This window comes from Bartonella sp. OC16QHHD (assembly GCF_042194035.1).
Classification (GTDB): domain Bacteria; phylum Pseudomonadota; class Alphaproteobacteria; order Rhizobiales; family Rhizobiaceae; genus Bartonella.
Map to the genome: position 1 here is coordinate 66,863 of NZ_JBHIMJ010000014.1, position 26,434 is coordinate 93,296.

The 26,434-nt window shown below is 38.5% G+C and carries 15 protein-coding genes and 1 tRNA gene; 6 read left to right on the top strand and 10 right to left on the bottom strand.

All coding sequences use genetic code 11. The features are described 5' to 3' along the window. Window positions 1-6: 6 nt before the first annotated feature. The 4 genes from ACFIK1_RS02140 to aroA all read right to left on the bottom strand — a co-directional run bounded on the left by ACFIK1_RS02140 (window position 7) and on the right by aroA (window position 12,610). A complete protein-coding gene (locus ACFIK1_RS02140; protein ID WP_375661975.1) occupies window positions 7-8,577 on the bottom strand; it encodes a GH36-type glycosyl hydrolase domain-containing protein in 8,571 nt (2,856 codons plus the stop codon). A gap of 226 nt (window positions 8,578-8,803) precedes the next feature. Next, window positions 8,804-10,504: a 30S ribosomal protein S1 gene (rpsA, locus tag ACFIK1_RS02145; protein WP_026500132.1), complete on the bottom strand. Its 1,701-nt coding sequence runs from the start codon at window positions 10,502-10,504 to the stop codon at window positions 8,804-8,806. Between the two features lie 133 nt (window positions 10,505-10,637). Then, a complete protein-coding gene (gene cmk / locus ACFIK1_RS02150; RefSeq protein WP_375661976.1) occupies window positions 10,638-11,285 on the bottom strand; it encodes a (d)CMP kinase in 648 nt (215 codons plus the stop codon). Then, window positions 11,282-12,610: a 3-phosphoshikimate 1-carboxyvinyltransferase gene (gene aroA, locus ACFIK1_RS02155; protein ID WP_375633682.1), complete on the bottom strand. Its 1,329-nt coding sequence runs from the start codon at window positions 12,608-12,610 to the stop codon at window positions 11,282-11,284. The genes cmk and aroA overlap by 4 nt, the downstream gene beginning before the upstream one ends. 187 nt (window positions 12,611-12,797) lie before the next feature. Here aroA and ACFIK1_RS02160 point away from each other — a divergent pair, with 187 nt between their 5' ends. Both ACFIK1_RS02160 and ACFIK1_RS02165 read left to right on the top strand, forming a co-directional pair. Next, window positions 12,798-13,178 carry a TIGR02300 family protein gene (locus ACFIK1_RS02160; RefSeq protein WP_375611400.1) on the top strand — a complete coding sequence of 127 codons (381 nt, stop codon included), beginning with the start codon at window positions 12,798-12,800 and terminating at the stop codon, window positions 13,176-13,178. Between the two features lie 117 nt (window positions 13,179-13,295). Continuing rightward, window positions 13,296-13,371, top strand: a tRNA-Ala gene (locus ACFIK1_RS02165). Between the two features lie 1,599 nt (window positions 13,372-14,970). On the opposite strand, the gene ACFIK1_RS02170 is transcribed toward ACFIK1_RS02165, so the two are convergent. Together ACFIK1_RS02170 and ACFIK1_RS02175 are read right to left on the bottom strand one after the other, a co-directional pair. Then, window positions 14,971-15,558 (bottom strand): hypothetical protein, encoded by a 588-nt coding sequence (locus tag ACFIK1_RS02170; protein ID WP_375661977.1) that lies wholly within the window; start codon window positions 15,556-15,558, stop codon window positions 14,971-14,973. Window positions 15,559-15,669: 111 nt separating this feature from the next. Beyond that, window positions 15,670-16,851, bottom strand: coding sequence for a DNA recombination protein RmuC (locus tag ACFIK1_RS02175; protein ID WP_375612812.1), 1,182 nt, complete (start codon window positions 16,849-16,851; stop codon window positions 15,670-15,672). A 90-nt stretch (window positions 16,852-16,941) separates the two neighbouring features. On the opposite strand from ACFIK1_RS02175, the gene def reads away from it, so the two are divergent. From def to truA, 3 genes are read left to right on the top strand one after another with little or no spacing between them, the layout of a single operon-like run. Next, window positions 16,942-17,478: a peptide deformylase gene (gene def / locus ACFIK1_RS02180; protein ID WP_375620854.1), complete on the top strand. Its 537-nt coding sequence runs from the start codon at window positions 16,942-16,944 to the stop codon at window positions 17,476-17,478. Beyond that, window positions 17,478-18,407: a methionyl-tRNA formyltransferase gene (gene fmt, locus ACFIK1_RS02185; protein ID WP_375633681.1), complete on the top strand. Its 930-nt coding sequence runs from the start codon at window positions 17,478-17,480 to the stop codon at window positions 18,405-18,407. The genes def and fmt overlap by 1 nt, the downstream gene beginning before the upstream one ends. Window position 18,408: 1 nt before the next feature. Beyond that, window positions 18,409-19,152 carry a tRNA pseudouridine(38-40) synthase TruA gene (gene truA, locus ACFIK1_RS02190; RefSeq protein WP_375661978.1) on the top strand — a complete coding sequence of 248 codons (744 nt, stop codon included), beginning with the start codon at window positions 18,409-18,411 and terminating at the stop codon, window positions 19,150-19,152. A 32-nt stretch (window positions 19,153-19,184) separates the two neighbouring features. On the opposite strand, the gene ACFIK1_RS02195 is transcribed toward truA, so the two are convergent. Continuing rightward, window positions 19,185-20,048: an LOG family protein gene (locus ACFIK1_RS02195; RefSeq protein WP_375654757.1), complete on the bottom strand. Its 864-nt coding sequence runs from the start codon at window positions 20,046-20,048 to the stop codon at window positions 19,185-19,187. Window positions 20,049-20,154: 106 nt separating this feature from the next. Between ACFIK1_RS02195 and dapD the strand changes: the two genes are divergently transcribed. Continuing rightward, window positions 20,155-21,003, top strand: a complete 849-nt coding sequence (dapD, locus tag ACFIK1_RS02200; RefSeq protein ID WP_375654759.1) for a 2,3,4,5-tetrahydropyridine-2,6-dicarboxylate N-succinyltransferase — start codon at window positions 20,155-20,157, stop codon at window positions 21,001-21,003. A gap of 573 nt (window positions 21,004-21,576) precedes the next feature. Here the strand turns inward: dapD and lepA are convergent. The 3 genes from lepA to argB form a co-directional block, all read right to left on the bottom strand. Further along, window positions 21,577-23,382 (bottom strand): translation elongation factor 4, encoded by a 1,806-nt coding sequence (lepA, locus tag ACFIK1_RS02205; protein WP_375611467.1) that lies wholly within the window; start codon window positions 23,380-23,382, stop codon window positions 21,577-21,579. 1,199 nt (window positions 23,383-24,581) lie between these two features. Then, the gene (locus tag ACFIK1_RS02210; protein ID WP_375611392.1) at window positions 24,582-25,496 is read right to left on the bottom strand and encodes a DMT family transporter; all 915 of its coding nucleotides are present in this window, start codon (window positions 25,494-25,496) and stop codon (window positions 24,582-24,584) included. Window positions 25,497-25,528: 32 nt separating this feature from the next. Continuing rightward, window positions 25,529-26,434 (bottom strand): acetylglutamate kinase, encoded by a 906-nt coding sequence (argB, locus tag ACFIK1_RS02215; protein ID WP_375611391.1) that lies wholly within the window; start codon window positions 26,432-26,434, stop codon window positions 25,529-25,531.

Genomic DNA, 26,434 nt, shown 5'->3' on the forward strand with positions numbered 1-26,434 from the left:
TCATCTTTAAGATTTGACAATACGCATAATTTCATGCTGACCTGTTTTTTGTAACTTTATCCCTATATGAACTTCGGTATATTCTTTGCTATTAACATAGAGCATATTTTTAGGTCCCCATTTTACTTTAATGCGATAAACGGCATCATAAAACTTCATTGTTGCTTCATATTTTGGCCAAATAGAGGGTAAATGTGGCTGCAAAAACAATAGGTCTCCCTGACGCTGTATTCCAAGAATAGCTTGTGTTGCGGCGCGATAAAACCAACCGGCTGAACCTGTATACCAAGTCCAACCGCCTTGACCACATCGTGGTTCAACAGCATAAATATCTGCGGCCATCACATAAGGTTCAACACGATAAATTTCAGGATCTTGTCCATGGGTAATTGGGTTTATCATAGAAAATAAAGCATAAGCTTTATCGTTTTGTTCCATTTCAGCCAACGCAAAAATACTCCAAATGGCACCATGCGTGTATTGACCACCATTTTCTCGAATTCCTGGAGGATAACCTTTTATATAACCAGGCTCGAGCGTACTTTTATCAAAAGGCGGCCAAAAAAGGCGAATGAGTCCGCCTTTTTTATCATAGAGCTGTTCCAACATTGATTTCATCGCTTGTTTTTGACGTTCAGGCGATGCCATTTGAGAAATGACAGCCCAAGATTGAGCAATGGTATCAATTTGACATTCATCATTGATTTTAGAGCCAAGAGGTGTTCCATCATCAAAATAACCACGTCGATACCAAGCACCATCCCAACCGTTTTTCTCTAGGGATTTTGTTAAATGTTCAAGGTACGTACTCCATATTTGCATATGGCTATTATCACCACGTTTTTGGGCTAAAGAGATAAATGCTTGTAATGTGTACCCAAGAAACCATCCTAACCAAATGCTTTCGCCTTTTCCTTCCACACCAACCAAATTCATACCATCATTCCAATCCCCACCTAAAATAAGAGGGAGACCATGTGGTCCGCAGCGTTTAATGGCAAGGTCTAAAGCTAAAGCACAATGTTCATAAACTGTTGCAACCTTTGAGGATTGGGTGGGTTGAAAATAAGCATCCTGTTGCCCACTTTTGAGAACATCACCTTCAATAAAAGGAATGAGCGTATCAAGAAAAGCGTCATCACCAGTGGTAGTGACATAAAGAGCTGTTGCATATGCAAGCCAAACGATATCATCAGAAATGTATGTACGAACACCAGCATTTGTGTCAGGCAACCACCAATGTTGCACATCACCTTCAAGAAATTGGTGCGCTGCTGCATTTAACAATTGTTCACGTGCTAATTGTGGTTCCAGCAATAACAAAGACAAGCTATCTTGTAACTGGTCACGAAAACCAAATGCACCACTCGCTTGGTAAAAGCCTGCGCGTGCCATGATGCGGCATGCGTAGATTTGATAAGGAAGCCAATGGTTGACCATAAGATTAAAAGAAGCATCAGGTGTTTTGACTTGGAAAGGAGAAACAAAATCACTCCATTGCTGTTTTTGTTTTGTGAGCTGAATTTCAAAATCACTTGCACGTACTTGATTGAGTAATTTTTCAGCTTCTTGCCTATTTTCAGCACTACCAAGATAGAATATGATTTCTTTTGTTTGCCCTGGTTGAAGATCAATATCATAAGCGAATGCTGAACAAGGATCACATCCTGCTTCAATGGTATTCGAAAGAGCACCGGCTTTACGGATCGCATTTGGACGTGTTACGGTTCCCGTTGCACCAATAAATTCAGCGCGATTGGTCGTAGTGCTGGTTGGCATTTCGGATGCTGATAAAAATGTAACTTGTTGAGATTTCTCGATGTGATAGGGATTTTGAATAAAATGTGCACCCCATCTGTCCTCATAAGAGGAAACAATAAAGGGGGCATATTTTGTACGGACATTTCCCAAAACCCATTCAACATAATTATAAAGGCGTAAACTGCGTGGTTTTTTCCCTTCATTCGTAAGGATAAGACGTGAAAAGCGAATAGGTTTTTCGGGATCAAGTGTATGAGTCAGTTCTAATGCGATTTCTGAATGTGTTGATTTAAAAGTTGAGAATCCAAACCCATGACAAGCCTCATAGACAATATTTTCGTCACATTCAACAGTAGAAACGGGTGAGAAACGTTTTAAAGACTGGCGATCAACCAGATAAAGAGCTTCTCCTGGTCGGTTAGACGTTGGATCATTCGCCCAAGGAGTTAGTTGATAATCGCGGCTATTGTTAGCCCAAGTAAAAATTGCACCTTCAGCAGAGACATGAAAACCAAATCTGTGATTAGCAATGACATTAATCCACGGATGCGGTGTAGTGGTACGTCCATGAAGACGTATTACATAATGATTGTGCTGATTAAAACCACCGTAACCATTCCAATATCTTAGATCTTCTCCATTTGGGAGAAAAGAGGATGGTTTTTGTTGGCTAATAAGACCAATGGAAGAAAAAAGATTTTGTTCAGTTTGTGTTGTAAATTGCTGTCCTTCGTTATATCTTGGCAAGTTTAATTGATCATAAGATTCTTGATAATTTTTACGAACTGTGAGATTAAAATCATTCTCATCAAGTCGTTTAAGTTGTTCAGATAAAGAGCCATTTTGGGCATCAAGAACGATACGCGCTGATGCAAGAAGCGTTTTAAAACTATTTTCACTCATTTGATCGCGTCGAAGCATGAAAATATGTTGGCGTTCATCTGCTTTTTGCGTGTGGTGATAATAAGATTCACAGACCCACTCAAGAGCGCGTTGTGTATTTTGTATGTAGGAAAATGTTTGTTCATTAAGAATGACCAAATCAACAATGAGTCCGCGCATACGCCAATATTCATGTGCTTTAAGGAGCTCGCGCAGTACAGTTATATTTCCCTCGTTATTTAATCTAAGAAGACAGAGTGGATTGTCTCCTGAGATAGACATAGGCCAAAGATTAGACTGTTTTCCTATCGTTTTTGCTAATATTTCAGAAGGAAGACGCCACGTTCTTTCTGGATAAATAAGCGGTGTTGCATATTTTTGATAGATAATAGCTTCTTTAAGCTGGGTTCCGCTCTGATACAGTGCGACTTGTGAGCGCGTCCATGCCATTGAAAGTTCTTTTTGAAACATATCAGGTTGTCGATAATGTTTAATATGATTATTTAGCGCTTCTTTTGTATGAGCAGCAAAAGTCCAAAAAATAAGTTCTGCTTTTTCATGGGCTGAAATTTTTATACGGCATCGCAATGACATAACAGGGTCAAGAACACAACCTTGACTATTACTGAAACGAGCATTTTGGTCAAATGCAGTGGGCCGATGAATGGATCGCCCCCGACCAATAAACAGAGAGCGATCTGTTTCAGCTTCTGTCTCTTGGAGAATATCTGTTGTACTAGAAACAAAATGGGCAACATAGATTTCAGGATCACTAGGCGAGCGTTTGCGCCTTTTGGCAAAAATTGTTTTACCTTCTTCAGTAATTTCTGTCTCTATAAACATACGGGAAAAAACAGGATGAACTTGGTCTGTATCCATCGTTGCAAGCGCTAATTCACCATAAGAAGTCACTTCAATGAGTCGGTCTTTATTTGTCGTATTCATCAATTGAATACGTCTCCCTTCGCCACATCCTTCAGATGTAATAAGACATTCAAGTGTTGATTTAATACCATCAACCATTTTTGTATATTCAGCCTTTTCATCTGTAAAAATGCTGACAGCTTCTTCTTCAATAACACGTGTTGGCTCACCAGTAACAGACCACCACCGTCCACTATGCGTATCACGTAAGAAGAATAAAGTACCTTGTTGATCTTCTGTTGCATCAGGAATAAAGCGCGTAATCGCATAATCGTGCCAACGGCTGTAACCAGAACCATTCGCTGTTAACATGGTAGAATAAAAGCCATTAGACAAAAGTAAAGTTGCTCGTGGTTTGAGTAACGGGTTTGTAATAATGCGCAAAGGGGCTGCGTCAAATGCTTGAGACTTATTGCGCATACGATTAACAGCTTTGGTATGAATAATAGGAATGAGATGAGGCGCTCTTTCCTGTAAGAGCAATTGTGTTGCTTCAATAACGGGATCACGGTGAAAACGATCACGCATTCGCCCTTGAAAAATAACATTGTTAAGAGCAAGAATAGACATGCCATGATGGTGCGCATAATAATTGCGTACAATGGCGTATTTTTCTCCTGTTTTCACGCGTGTTGGAGTAAAATCAACAGAGTCATAATAACCATATGTTCCTAAAGCTCCAAGATCACGGAGTCGTTTTAAATTAGCGACAGCGCAAGCAGGAGCATATTGTGCCGCTAGAAGGCTGGCATAGGGAGCAATGACAGCATTGCGTGAAAGACCACGTTGGAGTCCGAGGTTTGGAACACCAAAATGAGCGTATTGGTAATTCATTAAATGATCGCGAGCATTAAATGCGGCTTCTGAAATACCCCATGGCAATTCCCGTTTATGGGCATATTGTATTTGACAACGAATAATCAATCGATTTGTTTGATCTAAGAGAGACCCTAAAGGTTCATGCATTACGAGAGATGGCATAAGATATTCGAACATTGATCCAGACCATGATAGGAGTGCACCTTTCCCACCTATGGGTACGAGAAGTCGACCAAGACGAAACCAATGTTTAAGTTTTATATCTCCTTTTGCGATGGCAAAAAAGCTTGCAAGACGTGCTTCTGAAGCAAGTAGGTCATAACAATTTTCATCGAGTTTGTTTGCTTGAACACGATATCCAATGGATAAGAGATGCCGTTTAGGCTGTTCTAAAAAGTCAAATTTCATATCAAAGGCTATTTGCCGTGCCATTATAGCCAGCCTGTTTAGGTTTTTACGTAATTTTTCAGTATCACAATGAGCAGTCGCATCATGATGATGAGCGTTACAGGTGTCGATAAGGCATTTAGCCCAAGAAAGCGCACGAGCAGATTCTATCGTTTGAATTTTGTGGTCAAGTTCACCGACTAAGTGCACAATATCGTGGGCTGCAAGTGAAAGATCTATGATGTGAGAAGGGACCGTATTTTCTTGTTCTAAAAAAGTGAAGACAGAGTCATGAAAACGAGTGATGTTTTCTTCGATTTTTTGGCGTAAAGAGCGTAAACTGGGTTGATGATCTGGAATTTCTCTGACAGTTTCTTCAAGAATAGCAAGAACATCCGATAAGCCTTCTCGATCACTTTGGAAAAAAAGAGGCGGTTTTTCAGCCCATTCACTTAAAGCAGAAGAGAGTGTTACCAAATGACCGGCAAGATTTCCTGAATCAACGGTTGATACATAAGTAGGCAAAAGAGGCCTGAGTGTCTCCGTTTCATACCAATTATAGAGATGACCACGAAACTTTTCCATTTTTGTAAGAGAGCGTAATGTACATTCAATACGGGTGATGGTCTCTTCAAAACCAATCCAGCCAAAATCACGTGCTGCAATAATAGAAAGGAGATAAACGCCAATATTCGTAGGCGATGTACGTTGAGCAACAAGAGGTTCAGGATCTTCTTGAAAATTATCGGGAGGAAGATGGTTGTTTTGTGCATTGACAAAGGTTGTATAATAAAGCCATGTCCGCCGTGCAATAGAGCGAAGTTTTTTTTCATCTTTTGAAGAAAGATCAAGGCTATCTTGAAAGGTTGAAGGTTGACTCACAATCCAAGCAATAAAGGGTGAAAAAAACCATGCTATCCCAAAAGGCAAAGCAACCAAGCTTGCAAAACTATCAGAAAAAAGAGGGAGTGCTATAGTAAGAATACCAATAAGCGATGCTGGTGCCATTGTAAAAACATAGACACGCAAACTATTGGGCATTGATTTTGTTGCGGCAGAAGTTTTCCATTCAAGAAGATGCTGTTTTGAAATCGTCATACGATAGAGTGTACGAATAATCGCATCGGTCATAAAATATGCCGAATGAGCAAGAAACGTCGTTTTAAGAAATATATCAGCGCTTGTAAGAGCAATTTTGTTCCAAATTAATTGAAAATGTCCACGCAAAGAATGATCTATATTGGATGAGACAAGCGTTTTTAATACACATAGAATGGGTGAAATGAAGGAGCTAAACAACAAGAATAGTTGCCAGACGATTGCACTCTTTAAAGACAAAAAAGCCCATCCTGCAAATGCTGCGATTAACCACATAAGTGGAGTGAGAGAACGACGTAAATTATCCTGCATTTTCCAACGCGTCACGGAACTTATTTGACGGTGGGAAAAAAGATAAGGCAAAAGCTGCCAATCACCGCGGACCCAACGATGATAACGCATAACATCAATATTGTAAGCGGTTGGATAGTCTTCAATGACTTCTATGCTACTTACCAGAGCAGTACGAGCATAACCTCCTTCTAAGAGATCATGACTAAGAGTAGTATTTTCTTTAATTTTGCCATCAAGCGCTTGTTCAAATGCATCAATATTATAAAGACCTTTACCAATAAAGGTGCCTTCTCCTAAAAGATCTTGATAAGTATCAGAAACAGCAAAAACATAAGGATCAATGCCACGGTTTATAGAAAAAACCCGTTGGAGAATTGATGTTTTTTTTCCTGTTGTAAGAGAAGGAATAATGCGTGGTTGTAAAATGCTATAGCCCTTTACAACCTTTCCACTTTGTAGATCAAAAACGGGATGATTGAGTGGATGGTTAAGCTTTCCAACAAGTTTCGCGACGCTCTCTGGAGTAAGACGTGTATCACAATCCAGTGTCATAACAAAACGGCAATCCATAGGAAGATGTGGATTGGGAGGATAAAAGCTTGTATTTTTATCGCCTCTTAAGAGTCGATTAAGTTCATGAAGTTTTCCTCGCTTTCGTTCCCATCCCATCCAACATTTTTCGCTTGTATTATAAAGGCGTCGGCGATGTAAAAGGAAAAAAAGCGGAAGTTCATCACGATGATAACGATTATTGAGTTTATCAATATTCTTTTGCGCATAGTGCAATAAATCAAGATCATCTTGCGTTTCTCTCAATGGAGCATCCACCCAATCTGTAATGAGTGCGAAATGAATGGCACCTTTAGGATTGGAAAGATAGTGCACTTCAAGATTGCGCACTTGTTCATCAATATCATCGCGTGATGTCATCAAAGTAGGTACAACAACCATTGTCCGTGCATGTTTTGGAATACCTTCTTTATATTCATAACCAATGAGTTGTTTTGATGGGACAAACCACGAAACAACAGTATTAAATAAAGCAAAAGCAGCATCGATAGCAGGAAAAAGCGCCAATACAGTAAAGCAAAAAGACATCCATTGTGTCATGCCAGATAGCTGTAAAAGGGCGTAAATTACAAGCAAAAGAGCAAGCGTCAGAAAAGAGACAGGAATGGCGATGACTCTCAATTTTGAGCAACAGGAAGCGCGTGTCCATTTTATGAGAAAGGGCGGAATATATCCACAAGCCTTTTCAAATATACCACAACCATCATCAACAAGGTACCACCCCACACAAGAATGATAAGGCATATCTTTAGAAGTGGAATTTGCCATTTCTACAACTTTATGTGCAACTTCCAGTTCACTAAGAGGCGAAAAGCGAGAAACTTTTTCAATGACTTGTCGATAAATATTGCGTGAGTGAGCATCAATTTCAGAAAAATCACTATTTTTACGCAAAATAGAATCGACACAACTCACTGTTTCAAACCATGCTGTCCAATCAACATCATCTATAGCTTTAAGAGCACGGATAATATTACCCATGGTCACACCATCTGCTGCTTGTCGGGTATGTTCATCGGCTGTTGCAATCTCTAAGCTACTGCCTTGGCTTTTCAATTGCTTTTCAAGCCAAGTTAATGCTACGGTTGAATCGACAGATGCACTGCGCAGGCGATAGAATAAATGTGCTGAAAAAGTTGGATCAACAATAAATGATTTATACTGCGTAAAAAGAGAGTGTAGATTTGTTTTATTTTTTACAAGAGAAATTTTATCTGCCACTTGACTAGCAAGATAGCGCATATGTCGCGCTTTTTCGATACGTACTGAAAGACGACGGACATTTTCAATGAGCAGCATTTGCATAACTGAAGGAAGAGCCCACAATTCACCAATTGTGAGCGCACAAACTTCTTGAAATCCGTTGGTCATAGCAGTGAGTGTTTCTTGTGAAAAGCTGCTATCGGTATGCGCAATATAAAGCCAAGTTAAAGCAAAAATTCGTGGTATTCCGGCTTTGTGTGTAGAAAGAGGAAGTTGCTTTATGAAGGACTTGGGTAGATTACAACGTAGCTTTTGTATGGTTTTATCAATGGTGTAATGATTATCAATGAGCCATTGAGCAGATGGTGCGATGGTTTCATCATTTCGAGCAGCAAAATCACTGGTATGAAAGGCATGAAGAATAAGTTTAGCATTTTCATTCAATCTCTTGCGAAAATCTCCTACTCCTTCATATTCAGGGAGTAAAATTTCTTTACCAGAAGCTATATCATGCCCTAAGTTATAAAGATCTTCCTGTACCTTATAAATTGCACGAAGAGGAAAATCCGTATTAATAAAATGATCTTTTTTCTCTTTTTGAGAAAAAAAGCACTTTATGAAAGGTATTATGCACGTCATAGTGTCCCATTGTTATTCAATTACATCGTTTTTTATTTAAATTTTAAGCATTTTATCTGAATAGTGAACCGTTGTTAGACAAAAAACAAACTTTTTGTTTTTATTTGCAAGCATTTATAATTTTTGTTTAAATAATTTAAAAATAAGCAGACAATTTTTTTAGAAAATAAAAAGGTCACTCCTAATGAGTGACCTTAATAATAAAACCAACTTTAATGATTGATGATTAATCTTGTTCTTGTTTTTTCAAAGCTGCACCCAAAATATCACCAAGAGAAGCACCTGAATCTGTAGAACCATATTGTGCAACAGCTTCTTTTTCTTCTGCAATTTCTAAAGCTTTAATCGATACTGAAATTTTACGTGTTTTTTTATCAAATGCTGTGATGCGAGCATCAACCTTTTGCCCAATTGCGAAACGCTCAGGACGTTGCTCATCACGATCACGCGCAAGATCAGCACGCCGAATGGTTGTCTCAAGGTTGTGGTCAATCAATTTCACACCAATGTCATTGTCGTTAACAGCAATCACTTCGCATGTTACAACTGCACCTTTTCGCAATTCGCCAGAAGCAGCTGCTTCTCCAACTTTATCACTGGAAAGCTGCTTAATTCCAAGAGAAATGCGCTCTTTTTCAATATCAACATCAAGGACCACAGCTTTAACGATATCGCCTTTATTGTAAGTATCAATAACTTGTTCACCAGGACGGTTCCAATCAAGATCAGACAAATGAACCATACCGTCAACATCGCCTTCAAGCCCAATAAACAGACCAAATTCTGTTTTATTTTTGACCTCTCCTTCAATTTGCGAATTGACAGGAAATTTATTGGCAAAAGCTTCCCATGGATTTTCAAATGTTTGCTTTAAGCCAAGAGAAATACGCCGTTTAGAAGGATCAATCTCAAGAACAACCACTTCTACTTCTTGTGATGTAGACAGAATTTTTCCAGGATGAACATTTTTCTTTGTCCAGCTCATTTCAGAAACATGGATCAGCCCTTCAATTCCTGGTTCAATTTCAACAAAACCACCGTAATCAGTAATGTTGGTAACAGCACCCGTAATTTTTTTACCAATCGGATACCGGACACTGATGCTTTCCCAAGGATCACTTTCAAGCTGTTTCATTCCAAGAGAAATACGGTGCGTATCTTGATTAATGCGAATAATCTGCACTTTAATCGTTTGGCCAATTGTGAGCACTTCAGATGGGTGATTAACACGCCGCCATGCCATATCTGTAACGTGCAAGAGACCATCAATCCCACCAAGATCAACAAAGGCACCATAATCTGTAATATTTTTCACCACACCTTCAACGATTTGGTTTTCCTCAAGATTTTGTACGATTTCTGAACGTTGCTCAGCGCGACTTTCTTCTAAAACAGTGCGGCGTGAGACCACAATATTGCCACGACGACGATCCATCTTCAAAATTTCAAAGGACTGTGAATTATGCATGAGAGGTGAAACATCACGAATGGGACGAATATCAACTTGGCTGCGAGGCAAGAAAGCAACTGCACCATCAAGATCGACTGTAAAACCACCTTTTACTTGGCTAAAGATCACTCCATCAACGCGTGCACCAGCATTGAATTTTTCCTCCAAACGGACCCAACTTTCTTCGCGCCGTGCTTTTTCACGCGATAAAACAGCTTCACCCATCGCATTTTCAATGCGTTCAATGTAAACCTCAACTTCATCGCCAACTTGCAAAGAACCATCTTTTGCTTTAGCTCCAAATTCTTTGAGAGGAATACGTCCTTCGACTTTAAGACCAGCATCAATAATGGCCATGTCTTTTTCGATTGCAATAACACGACCTTTAACAACAGATCCTTCATTAAGATCATTAGTTTGAAAAGATTCTGTTAAAAGGGCTTCAAAATCCGCTGTTGTGGGATTGTATTGTGACATAGGAACTCCTAATATATACCTTGTATTATAAGGTATGAGCGCTAGGTTAGTGTTAACATAAATAACTCCCTAGCCTTTTTCCTTGAATAAAGGAAAAAAAGTTAGCGCTAGGCTGGAAGTTACCTTAACGAATTTATCCAATTATATGCATTTTTATGATTGGATCAATAAAGCTGCATGCAATTTCAAATGTTGCTTCTATACTCAATTCTGACGTATCAAGCAAGTGGGCGTTTTTTGCTGGTTTTAGTGGACTTTGTTTGCGCGTTATATCGCGACTGTCGCGCTGTTCAAGTTGAGCTAGGATTTCATGATAATTTGCTTGAACACCTTTTTTTAAAATCTCTTGGTAGCGGCGTTTGGCGCGTGTTTGAACATTGGCTAGAATATAAAACTTGATATCGGCATCAGGACAAACAATCGTTCCGATATCACGCCCATCAAGCACACAGCCGGGCAAAACTTTAGCAAAGTTGCGTTGTTTTTCGACAAGAATTTTGCGTACAGCAGGGTTAATTGCTATTTTTGAAGCCGCTTCACCAAGTTCATGAGAAGAAAGAAGAGCAGGATTTAAGGTGTTAAAATCAAGTCCTTTAGCATAAATAATAGCATTTTTTTCATCATTAAGAGCTAAATTTTGCTGTAAAAGCGTATGAGCAACACTACGATAAGTAAGACCAGTATCGAGATGACGAAGGCGATAATGTGCAGCAATTTTGCGTGCTAAGGTTCCTTTGCCTGAGGCAGCAGGTCCATCAATGGCGATAACAAAAGGCTTCACGCGATTTTTCCCCCAAGTTGTTTTATAAAAGGAATAAATTCTGGAAAGCTCGTAGCGATCATTCGTTTATCATCAATGGTAACAGGTTTTTCTGATACAAGCCCAAAAATGAGAAAACACATAGCAATTCGATGATCAAGATGTGTGGCAACATACCCACCCCCCAAACCTTTGGCAGAACCTTTTCCATAAACAATAAGAAAATCTTGACCTTCTTCACAGTCTACACAATTAATTTTTAATCCTTGAGCAACAGCAGACAATCGATCTGATTCTTTTACACGCAATTCTTCAATTCCTAGCATAACTGTTTTGCCTTCTGCAAAGGCTGCTGCTACTGCCAAAGCAGGATATTCATCTATCATCGATGAAGCACGTTCTTTGGGCACCGTAACGCCTCTAAGGACCGATGATTTTATCCGTAGATCAGCAACATCCTCTCCACCTGTTTGACGTCGGTTCAAAAATTCAATTTGAGCACCCATTTCCCACAATGTTTCGATAAGTCCTATTCGAGAGTTATTTATCAAAACATTTTCAATGGTGATATCAGAGTCTTCTATAAGAAGGGCTGCGATAATTGGAAAAGCAGCAGAAGAAGGATCACCCGGAATATGAATCGTTTGTCCAGTAAGATGGGGTTGACCATTAAGATGAATCAAACGCGCACCTTCGTTATCTTTTTCTATTTCAAGTTGCGCACCGAATGCTTTTAACATTTTTTCCGTATGATCTCGTGTCAGAACTGGTTCAATAACAGTTGTAGTGCCGGCGGTATTGAGTCCAGCAAGCAGGATTGCTGATTTAATTTGGGAGGAAGCTATTGGAACACGATAACGAATCGGATTAGCCATTTTCGGACCATAAAGCGTTAAAGGAAGGTGATCGTCGCGCGTTGCCTCAATTTCAACCCCCATGAGACGCAGTGGATCAAGGATACGTCCCATTGGACGTTTAGAGAGAGAAGCATCACCAATAAAGGTTGTTTTCATATGATACGGACCAACCATTCCCATAACCAAACGAGCACCTGTTCCAGCGTTTCCAAAGTCTAAAGGTTTTTGTGCAGCTAAAAGGCAACCATTCCCTGTTCCTCGTATGATCCAGAAGTCTTCTTTTTTAATAATACAGGCACCCATAGCTTGCATAGCAGCAGCTGTATTGAGTACATCAGCGCTTTCAAGTAATCCATGAATATATGTCTCACCACTTGCTAATCCTCCCAATATAAGAGAGCGATGAGAGATTGATTTATCTCCTGGTATTTGAATTTTTCCAGAGAGACTACTCGATTTATAGGTGGTTATAGGGATTGCTTTTTGCATGGAAATTCTATTTAATTCTATCTAACTTTTATGAAATTGTGCATCCTTTAGCACATGCTTTAAAAGACGTCATGAAAAAATCACTGTGGAACAGTGTATTTATCTTTGACAAAGGTATTATTTTTCGATTAAGCACCATAAAATTTATCTTTTAATGGAATAATAGTTAATCAAAGAGGCACGGTTTATGGCAAAACAAGAACTTGGAACTAAACGTGTTGATCCAGAAACAGGAAAAAAATTTTACGATCTAAATCGCGATCCTATTGTGTCGCCCTATACAGGAATTTCTTATCCGCGTTCTTACTTTGAAGTTGCAGCAGCTGAAGCAAATAATGAAGAAGAAGTTGATACTGAAGAGCTTGATACAGCACTTGAAAAATCTGCTTTTATGCTTCTTGAAGATGATGATGTGGATTCTAAAGATGACGATCTTCCTGATTTAGAAGATAGTGATGTAGATCTTGGTGATGATGATGATACATTTTTGTCTCATGATGGTGACGATGAAGATGATGACGTTACTGATATTCTCGGAGGCGGTGTTTCTAATGATGACGATGCTTAAAAGAAGTAAAAGAGGACATCTTTTCCATTGAATGTAAATTCTTCTTGATCTTCAATTTTGATCGTTCTAGAAAAGCTGGAATTGTATACTGTCTTTTTGGGACAATTTGTTTTTATAGGGGCTATAGCTCAGCTGGGAGAGCGCTTGCATGGCATGCAAGAGGTCAGCGGTTCGATCCCGCTTAGCTCCACCAAAAAGACCAACTGTTCTATCAAGGGAATCAATTATAATAAAAGATGTGTGCATCAATTTAAAAGGTTTATGTGCTATTTAATTATCATTCCAATAGCGCCTGTTCCTTGCATTTTAATGATATTATAATACATTTTTAATCATTTGTTGGATTATAAAATTTACTGTCGCAACCGTGAAAGTAGATAATTTTTTTATGCTTTGCACAGAAATAGAAAATGAGCTGTTTAACTTACGCCTTGTCTTAAAGGACAAAATTTGAATTTCCTTTACCACAATATTTCCACAAATATCATAATATGTTGGTTACCGGTATATTTTTAAAAGATATGAAGTACTTAAACAAAGAGTAGAGAATAAAATATTAAAATATACTTCTCAATTATTGCGAATCAGAACTTTTTTCGAGTATTTTTAGCCTGATCAGATGTTCTGCCAATTAAAAATTATCCACCTTGAGTAGCGTATACCTGCTCAATACTAAGGTATATTAACACTTAAATAATATATTGAATCAATTAATTTTTTCCTTGCACGTCATAAACAAGGTCGAGGTGTAAGAGCAAAGTGGTGCCATCATTATATGTGCTAATTCCCAATGTTACGGATAATTCTTACATTTGAGAATGTATGTTCATAAAAAAACATTTTTAGTCTTTTCTTTCACAGTTTTTATCCACATACCCATTGTGCTTGTTATGTGCAAGCCAATGGTTTTATTGATTCAGCCTCAAGAAATCTGAAACGATAAAACCCTACGCCATTCGAGATTCTTACTTTAATATGAATAACGATATATTATCTTTATAAATCAACATCTTAAACCATTTAAGAAAAAGAATAAAAATGCTTCTCATAAATATTCTCAAATGCAAAAGCTATCACAACATTGGAGACTGACTTGTTACTTCATAGGCGTTACAAATCTTTCTCTGAATATGCCCTACCCTGAATATTCATTGTGTGTAAAGTTGCATATACCTTATCATCCTATAAACGGAAGTGTTTTTACAATACAATAAGATAACTTCTTTCAATTAAGATGAACTGGATGGACGAGTATGTTTTATTTCATACAATACTAAATACACTTAGTTTTTTTGAAGACTGTAGCGCCCTCTTTATACAAAACAACGTTTTTTCGTTTAATGCATTTCTCGTTTTTTTATATTGAATATTTTACCCTTTTTATGATGCCCGAATTGCATTTGTTTTAATTGCTATTTTATACGCTTAACAAAGAAAATATTCATATAATAATCAGCCAGTAATACGCATAATGAAAATAAAAAATGATATTATATTTTAAAATTTTTCTTCAATAACCTCTAGTACTTAGCCCAATGCGAAATGCCAACACTAAATAGAAGATGGTTTCTATTATAAATTTTTTTAACAAAGGAAGTAAAAATGTCGAGAGTATCTTCAAATATATTGTGTATTGCAAAAGCTTTCTGTCGCTTGAGTTTATTCTAAAAAATAACAATTTATTTCATTGAACGATCGGAAAAACGACACTATTTTATCATATTATGCGGGATTTTGCTTTTGAATAATTTTATCCCATCAATTCCCTGACTGAGATTTTCAAAAATCTTCCCTAATGCCATCCACATCTTTTTAATTGCTGTTCATAGAGCCTCGATATCCTTGCCATGCGCTGTGCTGTCTGTGAAAGCGCAGCACTGACATGCCCACCACTACGTGCATAAGCACCATGCCCCATATGATAATTTAAATAAAGGCTATATGCATCATCAAACCTCACCCCATTGCGTTGAACACTTTGGCTATGATACCAAGCAACAAAATCAGCAGCATCTGCGAAATTCGTACGCCATGCAAAAGACTTTCCTGTAGAGCGAAGATACATTGCCCATGTACTATCAAGCGCTTGAGCATAACCATAAGCTGTCGACCGACGCTTCCATGGAATAAAACCAAGTAGTTTTTTGCGTGGAGGACGTGCATTGTGACGAAAGCTCGATTCCATCTTAATGGTTGCAAGAATAATAGGCATAGGAATTCCATAGCGCATTTCCGCTCTTTGAGACACCTTACCCCAATTGTCAAAAAAACCATTTTTTTGTGCTAAAATAGCACAAGCATTATTTGTGTGGATGGGAGTGGTTGTTGTACATCCCTCTAGCAAAAACACCAGTGCCCCTAAAAACAAAAGGTGTCGCATATTCCTATTCCTCTCGTTTAAGAAATAAAACAAGATAGAGATACTAAAAAATGATTACCAATCAATAAAGAACATGATCTAACTTGTAATATTTAAGAAGCTTGCTTTGCTTTATTCCTCATCAGCAAAACGCAATGTTTGCGACTGAGCCAATGTTGTCATTTTTGTTGGTTCAGAGTAATTTTCTTTTAATTCGACAGTTTCAATGCGATTTGCCCGTTTCATGATTTTGGAGGACGATATCAAAATTCCCTCTATATCTTCACCTGCTTTATGAAAGTGCTTCTGTAGTGCGCGAACACGCGTATCCATTCGTCCAAAATCTTCCATCAATTTTGCTACTTCTGATTGAATTAAATGCGCTTGTTCACGCATCCGCGCATCTTTCATAATGGTTTGTACCACTTGGACAGAGAGCATCAACAAAGATGGTGAAACAATAATCACATGGGCTCTATTGGATTTTTGTACCAATGCCTCAAAGTCCTCATAAATTGTTGCGAAAATCGATTCAGATGGCACAAAAAGGAAAGCAGTGTCATGGGTTTCTCCAGGAATCAAATATTTTTGTGCAATATCACGAATATGAACTTCCATATCGGTACGAAATTGGCGTTCTGCCTCTTGACGCTCTTGCGCTGATTCTGCCTTACGCATAGCATTCCAAGCTTCCAGAGGAAATTTAGCATCAACAACAAGAGAAGGAGCTTTATTGGGCATATGAATGAGACAATCTGGGCGCTTTCCATTGGAAAGAACAGCCTGAAAAGCATAAGCGTTTGTTGGTAAGGCATCGGCAATAATTGCTTCCATCCGCCCTTGACCGAAAGTACCACGCGTCTGCTTATTGCTTAAAATGGACTGCAACTGAACAACTTGTCCCGTAAGCGATTGAATATTATTTTGTGCTGCATCAATCACTGCTAAACGTTCTTGCAAACGATTCAAATTTTCATAAGTGGATTTGGTCTGTACCTGAAGTGTTTGGCCTAAGCTTGTTGTCATCCCATTGAGTTGCTCACTGAGTGATTTATTCAATTCAGCTTGCCGTTGACCAAAAATTTCCGCCATCGTTTGCATTCGTCCTTGCATTTCAGCTTGTGTTTTCAGCAAAGTAGCCATCTGCATTTGTGCCTCACGTGCGCGTTCAGCAATTTCATTTTCCAAAAATGCTTTTTTTCGATGAGAATGTATCAACATAAAAAATGCCAAACAGACAAGTATAAATAAAAGCAAAAGCATTAGTTTAGAAAAAAAATCACCAGCGAGTATGGAAAAAAACGAATCAAACATAAATTGTAATATAACGCTCTTATTGTAAAAAAACGCAAGAATCCGTTATTCAATATTGACCAATAACAAACCATTGATTAATCTCTACTTATGCCAATGAGATCTTTAGTTACTTTACCTGATCCGATTTTACGGGAAGTGTCCAAACCTGTTGAGCAGGTCGATTCAGCTCTCCAAAAACTTGCGGATGACATGTTGGAAACCATGTATAATGCTAAGGGCGTTGGTCTTGCTGCTATTCAAATTGGTATACCGCTACGTATGTTGGTTATAGATGTCTCTGGAAATTCTGAAGATGAGCAGAAAAAACCACTTGTTATTATCAACCCTGAAATTTTATGGCTTTCAGATGAGCGTAATATTTACAAAGAAGGTTGTCTTTCTATTCCTGATTATTTTGCAGAGGTTGAACGTCCTAAACGCCTTCGTGTTCGCTATCAGAACCGTGAAGGAAAACAAACAGAAATTGAAGCAGACGATCTCTTAGCAACTTGCTTGCAGCATGAAATTGATCATTTAGATGGGCGCCTTTTTATTGATTACATTTCAAAGATCAAACGCGATATGGTGATACGAAAATTTAAAAAACGCGCAAAAGAAAAAAACATGCAGGAAGCAGTTTTGTAATGGCTTTACGATTAAGTTTTATGGGAACACCAGATTTTTCTGTTCCTATTTTACATGCTTTACTGGATGCAGGTCATGATGTTGTTGCTGTTTATAGTCAACCCCCTCGCCCAGCAGGACGTCGAGGGCTTAAATTAATCCCCTCACCTGTTCACAATGTAGCAAAAAAGAAATCCATTCCTGTCTTCACGCCTCAAACACTTAAAACAGCCGAACAACAGGAGCAATTTGCAGCACTTTCTGTTGATGCTGCTATTGTCGTGGCTTATGGACTCCTTTTACCTAAAGCTATTCTCGAAACGCCGCGTTTTGGTTGTTTTAATGCCCACGCTTCACTCTTACCACGTTGGCGTGGTGCTGCGCCTATTCAACGAGCAATTATGGCTGGTGATAAAGAAACAGGTATCATGATCATGAAAATGGATGAAGGGCTTGATACGGGGCCTATCGCTCTTTCTCGCTCCATCCCCATTACTGATAACACCACCACTGCTGAGCTTTCAAACAGACTTTCACATATTGGCGCAGAACTTATGGTAGAGACTTTATCAACTCTTGAAAAAGGACAACTTAAACTGACCCCACAATCAGAGGAAGGCATTACCTATGCGGCCAAAATTAGAAAAGAAGAGACCCGCATTGATTGGACAAAACCTGCAGAGTTTATTCATAGGCATATTCGCGCGCTCTCTCCCTCTCCTAGTTGCTGGTGCAACATGAATATCGGTGGACGAGAAGAACGTGTAAAAATTCTTGATAGTCGCTTAACAACAGGTCCTTCTCTTGAAATTGGACGGATAGAACCAGATTCTTTAATTATCCATTGTGGGCAAGGACGGATAGAAATAACCTCTCTCCAAAGATCTGGCGGTAAAATTCTTGAGTGCGCAACATTTTTGCGAGGTGCTCATATTTCTGCTGTTTTTTAAGATGCCACGTTTTAAACTCACTCTTGAATATGATGGTTCAAATTATGCTGGTTGGCAGCGTCAAGCAAAACTTCACACTATACAAGGAGCTCTTGAACAAGCACTCTTTTCCTTTAGTGGACAACAATTGACCATAACAACAGCAGGACGAACGGATGCAGGAGTACATGCTACGGGACAAGTTGCGCATGTTGATTTTGAAAAAAACTGGCATCCCCATACTGTACGTGATGCGCTCAATGCTCTTTTACGAAAACAGGGAGAAGTAATTTCAATCCTAAACGTAGAAAATGTCCCTGATGACTTTGATGCACGATTTTCCGCTATAAAACGCCATTATCTTTTTAAAATACTTAATCGTCGCTCTCCACCAGCCTTAAATGCCAAACGCGTGTGGTGGTTGCCAAAGCCTCTTAATGCTGACGCCATGCATGAAGCAGCGCAAAAGCTTGTAGGACAACATGATTTTACAACTTTCCGTTCAGCACACTGCCAAGCCAAAAGCCCTATTCGCACCCTTGAACGCCTCGATATTCAAAGAGAAGGTGAAGAAATTTTCCTTTATGCACAAGCTCGTTCTTTTCTTCATCATCAAATCCGTTCATTCGCAGGAAGCCTCATGGAAGTGGGTATTGGACGTTGGACAGCTCAAGATCTCGAAACAGCTCTTCATGCTAAAGATCGTAAACGTTGTGGTGTTGTTGCCCCCCCCTCAGGACTTTATTTAACCAAAGTAGAGTATTAATGATCCTTCAAGAGTGAACATCTCAAAAGTCGTTAAAGCAGTTTATAAAAAGAACGAATTTCTTCAAAAGCTTCTGCTGCTGTATTAACAAATTTTACAAAATTAATATCAGTAGGAGAAATTGTACCTTGTGCAGACAGATACTCAAAATTGACAGTATTGCTCCAAAATTCTTTGCCAAACAATAAAATTGGTACCTGTTTCATACGCCCCGTCTGTACTAAAGTTAATGTCTCAAACAGTTCATCCAGAGTCCCAAATCCTCCAGGGAAAATGGCTAGGGCTTTCGCTCGTACTAAAAAATGCATTTTGCGCATCCCCAAATAATGAAAATTGAAACATAAATGCGGCGACACATACGAATTAGGCTCTTGCTCATGTGGTAAAATAATATTCAAGCCAATCGTTGGAGCACCAACATCACAAGCACCACGATTTCCCGCCTCCATGATTCCTGGTCCGCCCCCCGTAACAACCACAAATTCACGATATTGTGTCGTAGCAGAATAAAGTGAGCACAAACGTGCAAACTCTCTTGCTTCATCGTAATAATGTGACATAGCATGCAAATTTTTCTTTTGTATTTCATTCTTTGCAGCCCACGCTGCTTGCCCAGGTTCAGGAATACGCGCACCACCAAACAAAACAACTGTTGATTGAATATCATATTCTTTAAGGGTTATTTCCGGCTTTAAAAATTCAAGACTAATACGTTGTGAGCGCAGCTCTGGACGCATCATAAAATCTTGATCGATATAGGCTAAACGATAAGTAGACGAACGCACCTGTGCTGAATTAGAGACTTTATGGATCTGTTGTAGAGCATCCTTCGTATGGAGAAGTGGTGTCCAGTTTTCTTGCTCCCTTTTTCTTTTTTCTTTACAGCCTTTTTTCATGCACCTGTCCTACTTCCTCATCGTTTTATTGACTGAACACATTTCTTCGCGTAGTTCATAGAGAATAAATCTTGAAGCTTTCAACTTGTTTAACGGAACTCTCGTCATGACCCATATCACACAACTTGAAATTATTATCGAACAAGCTTTTGACGATCGCGATTCCATCGATACTACCACAAAAGGCGAAATACGTGAGAGTGTTGAACATGCATTGAACCTTCTTGATAAAGGTGAAATCCGTGTTGCAGAACGACAAAAAAATGGACAATGGCATGTTCATCAATGGTTGAAAAAAGCGGTTTTGCTCTCTTTTCGGCTTAATCCTATGCAAATTATTACTGGTGGAATCAATGGGACACATTGGTGGGATAAAGTTCCTTCAAAATTCTCTGGTTGGCAAGAGGCAGATTTTAAAAGTGCTGATTTCCGTTCCGTTCCTGGAGCCATTGTACGTCATTCTGCTTACATTGCACCCAATGTTATATTGATGCCATCCTTTGTCAATCTTGGTGCTTTTATCGATGAGGGCACAATGGTTGATACATGGACCACCGTTGGTTCTTGTGCACAAATTGGTAAACATGTCCATCTTTCTGGCGGTGTTGGTATTGGAGGTGTTTTAGAACCACTGCAAGCAAATCCAACAATCATTGAAGATCATTGCTTTATCGGTGCTCGCTCTGAAATTGTTGAAGGCTGTATTATCCGTGAAGGTGCTGTTTTGGGAATGGGAGTCTTTATTGGAAAATCAACAAAGATTATTGATCGTACAACAGGTGAAATTTTTATTGGTGAAGTACCAGCCTATTCAGTGGTTGTACCAGGTTCTCTCCCTGGAAAACCTTTACCAAATGGTGAAGCAGGACCTAGCCTTTATTGTGCTGTTATTGTAAAACGCGTTGATCAAAAAACACGAGAAAAAACATCCATTAATGATCTTTTACGTTCTTAGACACAAGATTAATGCATAATAATATTTCATCGTTTTTTAACTTGAATAATAACCTCGAATACAAGGATTCTCTCATTTCAAATCCTTTCATAGTGAATCAATCACTATCATTTCCTTACACGTTACAAACGCAGTTGGTGTGTGGGTAAGAAACACTTTAAGAAAAGAGTGAAATACTTTTAATGAATTCTCTCAAGTGATAAGGGCTGTCATAATATTTTGAGCTGAAAAAGAGTATGATGGGTGCGCTTTGCACCTTTCTGACGCGTAAAAGCGGTAATGCCAAATGGATTTTATATCATTCACAGTGTATTTTACGTTATATTTTTCATAGCCCCCGTTGTGAAATGGAGTTTGATGTATTGAGTGATGATTTACGAAAACGAGCACGCCAATATGCAACATAAATGTATTTTGTTTAAAGCATTCTGTTTTACGTGAGAAAGTGACACCATTACGCAATACACAAAAACATGAAGCACGGCGCAATTCTATTTAAAGTATCCTTTAAACACCTGAACCAATCGACAAAAGCAAAAGCGCAATCAATGAGAGAAAATACCCCTTTTTTCATTATTTGTTCATTTTGAGCGCTTGAATAAATGCCGATTGTGGAATTTCTACTTTTCCAAATTGGCGCATCCGCTTTTTGCCTTCTTTTTGCTTTTCCAAAAGTTTGCGCTTACGTGTAACATCACCCCCGTAACATTTCGCTGTTACATCTTTACGCAAAGCACGAATCGTTTCGCGCGCTATAACTTTACCACCAATAGCCGCTTGAACTGGAATCTGAAACATATGCTGAGGAATAAGATCTTTCAGTTTTTCACACATTGAACGCCCGCGCTTTTCTGCAATCGTGCGGTGAACAAGCATCGATAATGCATCAATAGGCTCTCCATTCACCAAAATAGACATTTTAACTAAATCACCTTCTGCATAATCTGTCATTTGATAATCAAAAGAAGCATAACCCTTTGAAATCGATTTTAGCCGATCATAAAAATCAAAAACAACTTCATTCAGTGGTAAATCATACGTTACCATAGCACGGGTTCCAACATAGGACAAACCAACCTGTACCCCACGCCGCTCTTGGCATAGCTCTAAAATTGACCCAAGATAATTATCAGGAGTCATGATTGTCGCTCGAATCCATGGTTCTTCTATGGAAGAAATTTTAACCACATCAGGCATATCCGCTGGATTGTGCAACTCTTTAACAGAACCATCATTCATATTCATGCGATAAACAACTGAAGGTGCTGTCGCAATTAAATCCAAATTAAACTCACGCTCTAATCGCTCTTGAATAATTTCAAGATGCAGAAGTCCCAAAAAACCACAGCGAAAACCAAACCCCAAAGCCGCAGACGTTTCCATTTCAAAAGAAAAACTCGCATCATTTAAGCGTAATTTGCCCATGGCTGCACGCAAATCATCAAAATCGGCAGCATCAATTGGAAAAAGTCCACAAAAGACAACAGGTTGCGCCGGCTTAAAACCAGGCAAAGCATTTTCACAAGGACGACGCTCTTCAGTAATCGTATCCCCAACCCGTGTATCTGCTACCTCTTTGATAGAAGCAGTGATAAAACCAATCTCGCCCGGTCCTAACTCATCAACCTGTACCATTTTAGGTGTAAAAACCCCAACGCGCTCAACTGGATATTTTGCTCCTGTACCCATCATACGAATGGTTTGGCCTTTTTTTAAAATACCATCTATCACCCGTACCAAAACAATGACACCAAGATATGCGTCATACCAGCTATCAACCAACATTGCTTTCAAGGGATTTGCAACATCGCCTGTATGTGGAGGTGGTAATTGTGCAACAATTGCCTCCAGAACATCAGGAACTCCCAAACCTGTTTTTGCTGATATTTCTACTGCTTGAGATGTATCAATGCCTATCACATCTTCAATTTGTTCTTTAACACGCTCAGGTTCTGCTGCTGGAAGATCAACTTTATTGAGAACAACAACCAACTCATGGGAATTATCAATGGCTTGATAAACATTTGCTAACGTCTGCGCCTCTACGCCTTGGCTTGCATCCACCACCAACAGAGAACCTTCACAAGCTGCCAATGAACGCGAAACCTCATAAGCAAAATCCACATGACCAGGTGTATCCATAAGATTTAAAATATAGGTTTCACCATTCTTTGCTTTATAGTGTAAACGTACCGTCTGTGCTTTAATAGTAATTCCACGTTCACGCTCAATATCCATGGAATCGAGTACTTGTTCTTTCATCTCACGTGTATCAAGCCCACCTGTTATTTGAATCAAACGATCAGCTAAAGTGGATTTGCCGTGATCAATATGCGCCACGATGGAAAAATTACGAATATAATTACGATCTATTGTCATATAATGCGATTTAGCAAAGAATAATACAAAACGCAAAGACCAATTATGCTCCGGCTTCTATCAAAAGAATATAAACCTAAAAAGCTTCTCAAAACACAACTTTTTATAGCCTAAAAAATGAGGCTTTTGTTTGCTAAATTAAATCCAAGGGTGCTAAAATGATCCTTTCACATCTTATTTGATAACTCATATGCTGTAGTAAGCTGGCACCATCACACACTTTGCCAACCTCCAATATTACGACGATCCTTTACACTTGAAAAAGTTTATAAGAGATATGCCTTTCTTGTACAGTCTTTACCCACATGCCCCCCACCCACTTGTGATGTGTAAGCAAGTGATTTGGATTGATTTAACATGAAAATGATTTGAAGTGAGAAAGTTTTACAGTATTCAGGGTTCTAACTCAATGTGAATAATGATATATTATAATTATAAATCAATGTATTATCATATTTATATGATGGGCGTGTATATCATTTAGGCTTGCAATAAATTCGCAAGAAATGCTTTTTTATTTGTATGCAATAATCTTCTTTTTTAGCAATCTTATATAAGATAACATGAATATCGAGGGAGTTTCTTCTCAATTTTTAAAACTTTAGAAATATGCTCTATTGAGTGATGTTTTTATATACTTTTTATATAACTCCTTCTTTCCTCTATTAAAGATAAAACACACCAATCCTCTTTGATTCATTGGATAACGCATTGATTTATAATGATGCTCTGTGGTTTTTCTATACTTCATGTGGACCGTCAATGAATATGATGTATATTGAGAAAATTATCTTTTAAAAAACGATTTAATGTACAACGTTATGGGGTACTTTGGACGTTCTATTTTGCGTGAGAAGCGTAACTCTATTAAAGGACAAAAGAAATAACGTGCGACAGTGCATAGTTTTCATTATTCAAAAACATTACCGTAGATGTTTTTGAAAGTTGTAAAGCCGAATTTAAAGATGGGCGTTAATTTTTACCTTTATATCACCTCATGCTTTGGCTTAATAAAGGTTGTCTGCCCGTTTCAGAAGTTAGGCAAACAGATAGAAGCATACTATTTCTCCAATTTGGCATGCAAAAGCTGGAATAACTTATAGAACTTCTTAATCATCTTAATATTAAAAAAGCTTTAAAAATGAAAACTCTACAAGAAAAAATCTCATGCAATAAAATCATAATAAAAAAATGTATAGCTAATCAATTTTTTTAATTGCTTTATTTTTTTTACGCCATTGTGAAGGTTGTAATTCAGCCACAATGATCCCAATCAGAATAAGCAAACCGCCCAATAAAGCTAAGGGAGATAAATGTTCTCCAGCCAAACGCCCAACAATACCAGCCCATACCGGTTCACCTGCGTAAATGAGTGTCGCACGCGTAGGGGAAATAGACTTTTGTGCCCAATTCATAGCTAATTGAATGATGGCACTCATTAATGCCAATCCTATACCAATATTAAACCACACCCACGAAAATTCAGGAATGCTTTCACCCATCAAAGGCATACAAGCAAATGAAAAAAAACCACTAAAAAATAACTGAATAATGGTTACACGCCGACTATCAACCTTGTTCGCAAAAATTCCGATGAGTATGACTTCTCCAGCAATCGCTAAAGCGCCTAACAAAGTTAAAATTTCGCCTTTTGAAAAATCAAAATTTCCCGGCTTTTGTCCTGAAATAAATACAAGCCCAATAAAAGCGAAAATAATACCAATCCAACAAGCTAAACGGGGAGGTTTTTTAAAAACAATCCATTGCAAGATTGGAACCATCGGTACATAAAGCGCTGTGATAAAAGCTGACTGACTACTAATAATTGTTTGAAGTCCAGCTGCTTGAAAAGCATAACCAAAAAACATGGCTAAACCTATCGCCATCCCAGCGAAAACTTCATAAACAGTTATACCTTTTATAGAGCGCCAAAAAATTACCCCACATATAAGAGATGCAACAATAAAACGAAATCCAACAAAAAACAGAGGACCACTATAGCGTACCGCAATGTGAATGACTAAAAATGTAATGCCCCACAATATTGTCGCAGTAAATATTGCCAATTCTGGCTTACTTAATAAAGGATATTTAAACTGTTTTAGATTCACCATGAAAAACTTTCTCTTCCAATTTTCCCCACAATTTATGAAACAATAAGCGTTCCAACTCCCTGTTCGGTAAACAGCTCTAGTAAAACAGAATGAGGAGTTTTACCATTTAAAATGACAACACCTTCCACACCATTTTGAAGGGCTTTTATACAAGTCTCTACTTTTGGAATCATGCCTCCTGAAATTGTCCCATTTTTAATAAATTTCTCAGCTTCAGAAACTGTCAATTCTTTTAAAAGTTTACCCTGTTTATCCAAAACACCAGGAACATCAGTGAGAAATAAAAGGCGTTTAGCCTCTAATGCACCAGCAATAGCTCCAGCAAAAATATCAGCATTGATATTATAAGTTTTACCATCGCGTCCTGGAGCTACAGGAGCAAGAACTGGTATCATTTCAGAAGATGCTAAAAGATCTAGCAATGTGCGATCAACTTCAACGGGCTCACCAACAAACCCCAAATCTAAAACACGTTCAATATGCGAATCAGGATCAATGACAGTTTTATAAGCCTTTTCGGCAAAAACCATATTGCCATCCTTGCCGCATAATCCTATTGCCCATTCACCCTCAGCATTGATGAGAGCAACAATTTCTTTATTTATGGAACCCGCTAAAACCATTTCAACCACTTCAACGATCCGCTCATCGGTTACCCGTAGTCCGTTTTCAAATCGCGATTCAATCCCCATTTTCATTAAAATTTCAGCAATTTGAGGACCACCACCATGAACAACAACAGGATTAATTCCCGATTGCTTTAATAGAGCAATATCACGCGCAAATGCTCGCCCCAAAGCAGGATCACCCATAGCATGGCCGCCATATTTTACCACGACCGTTTCATTTTCATATTTTTGCATATAAGGTAAAGCAGACGATAAAAATGCTGCTTGTTTTTCCAAAACATCTACATCACCGTTTTTAGCATCATCCAT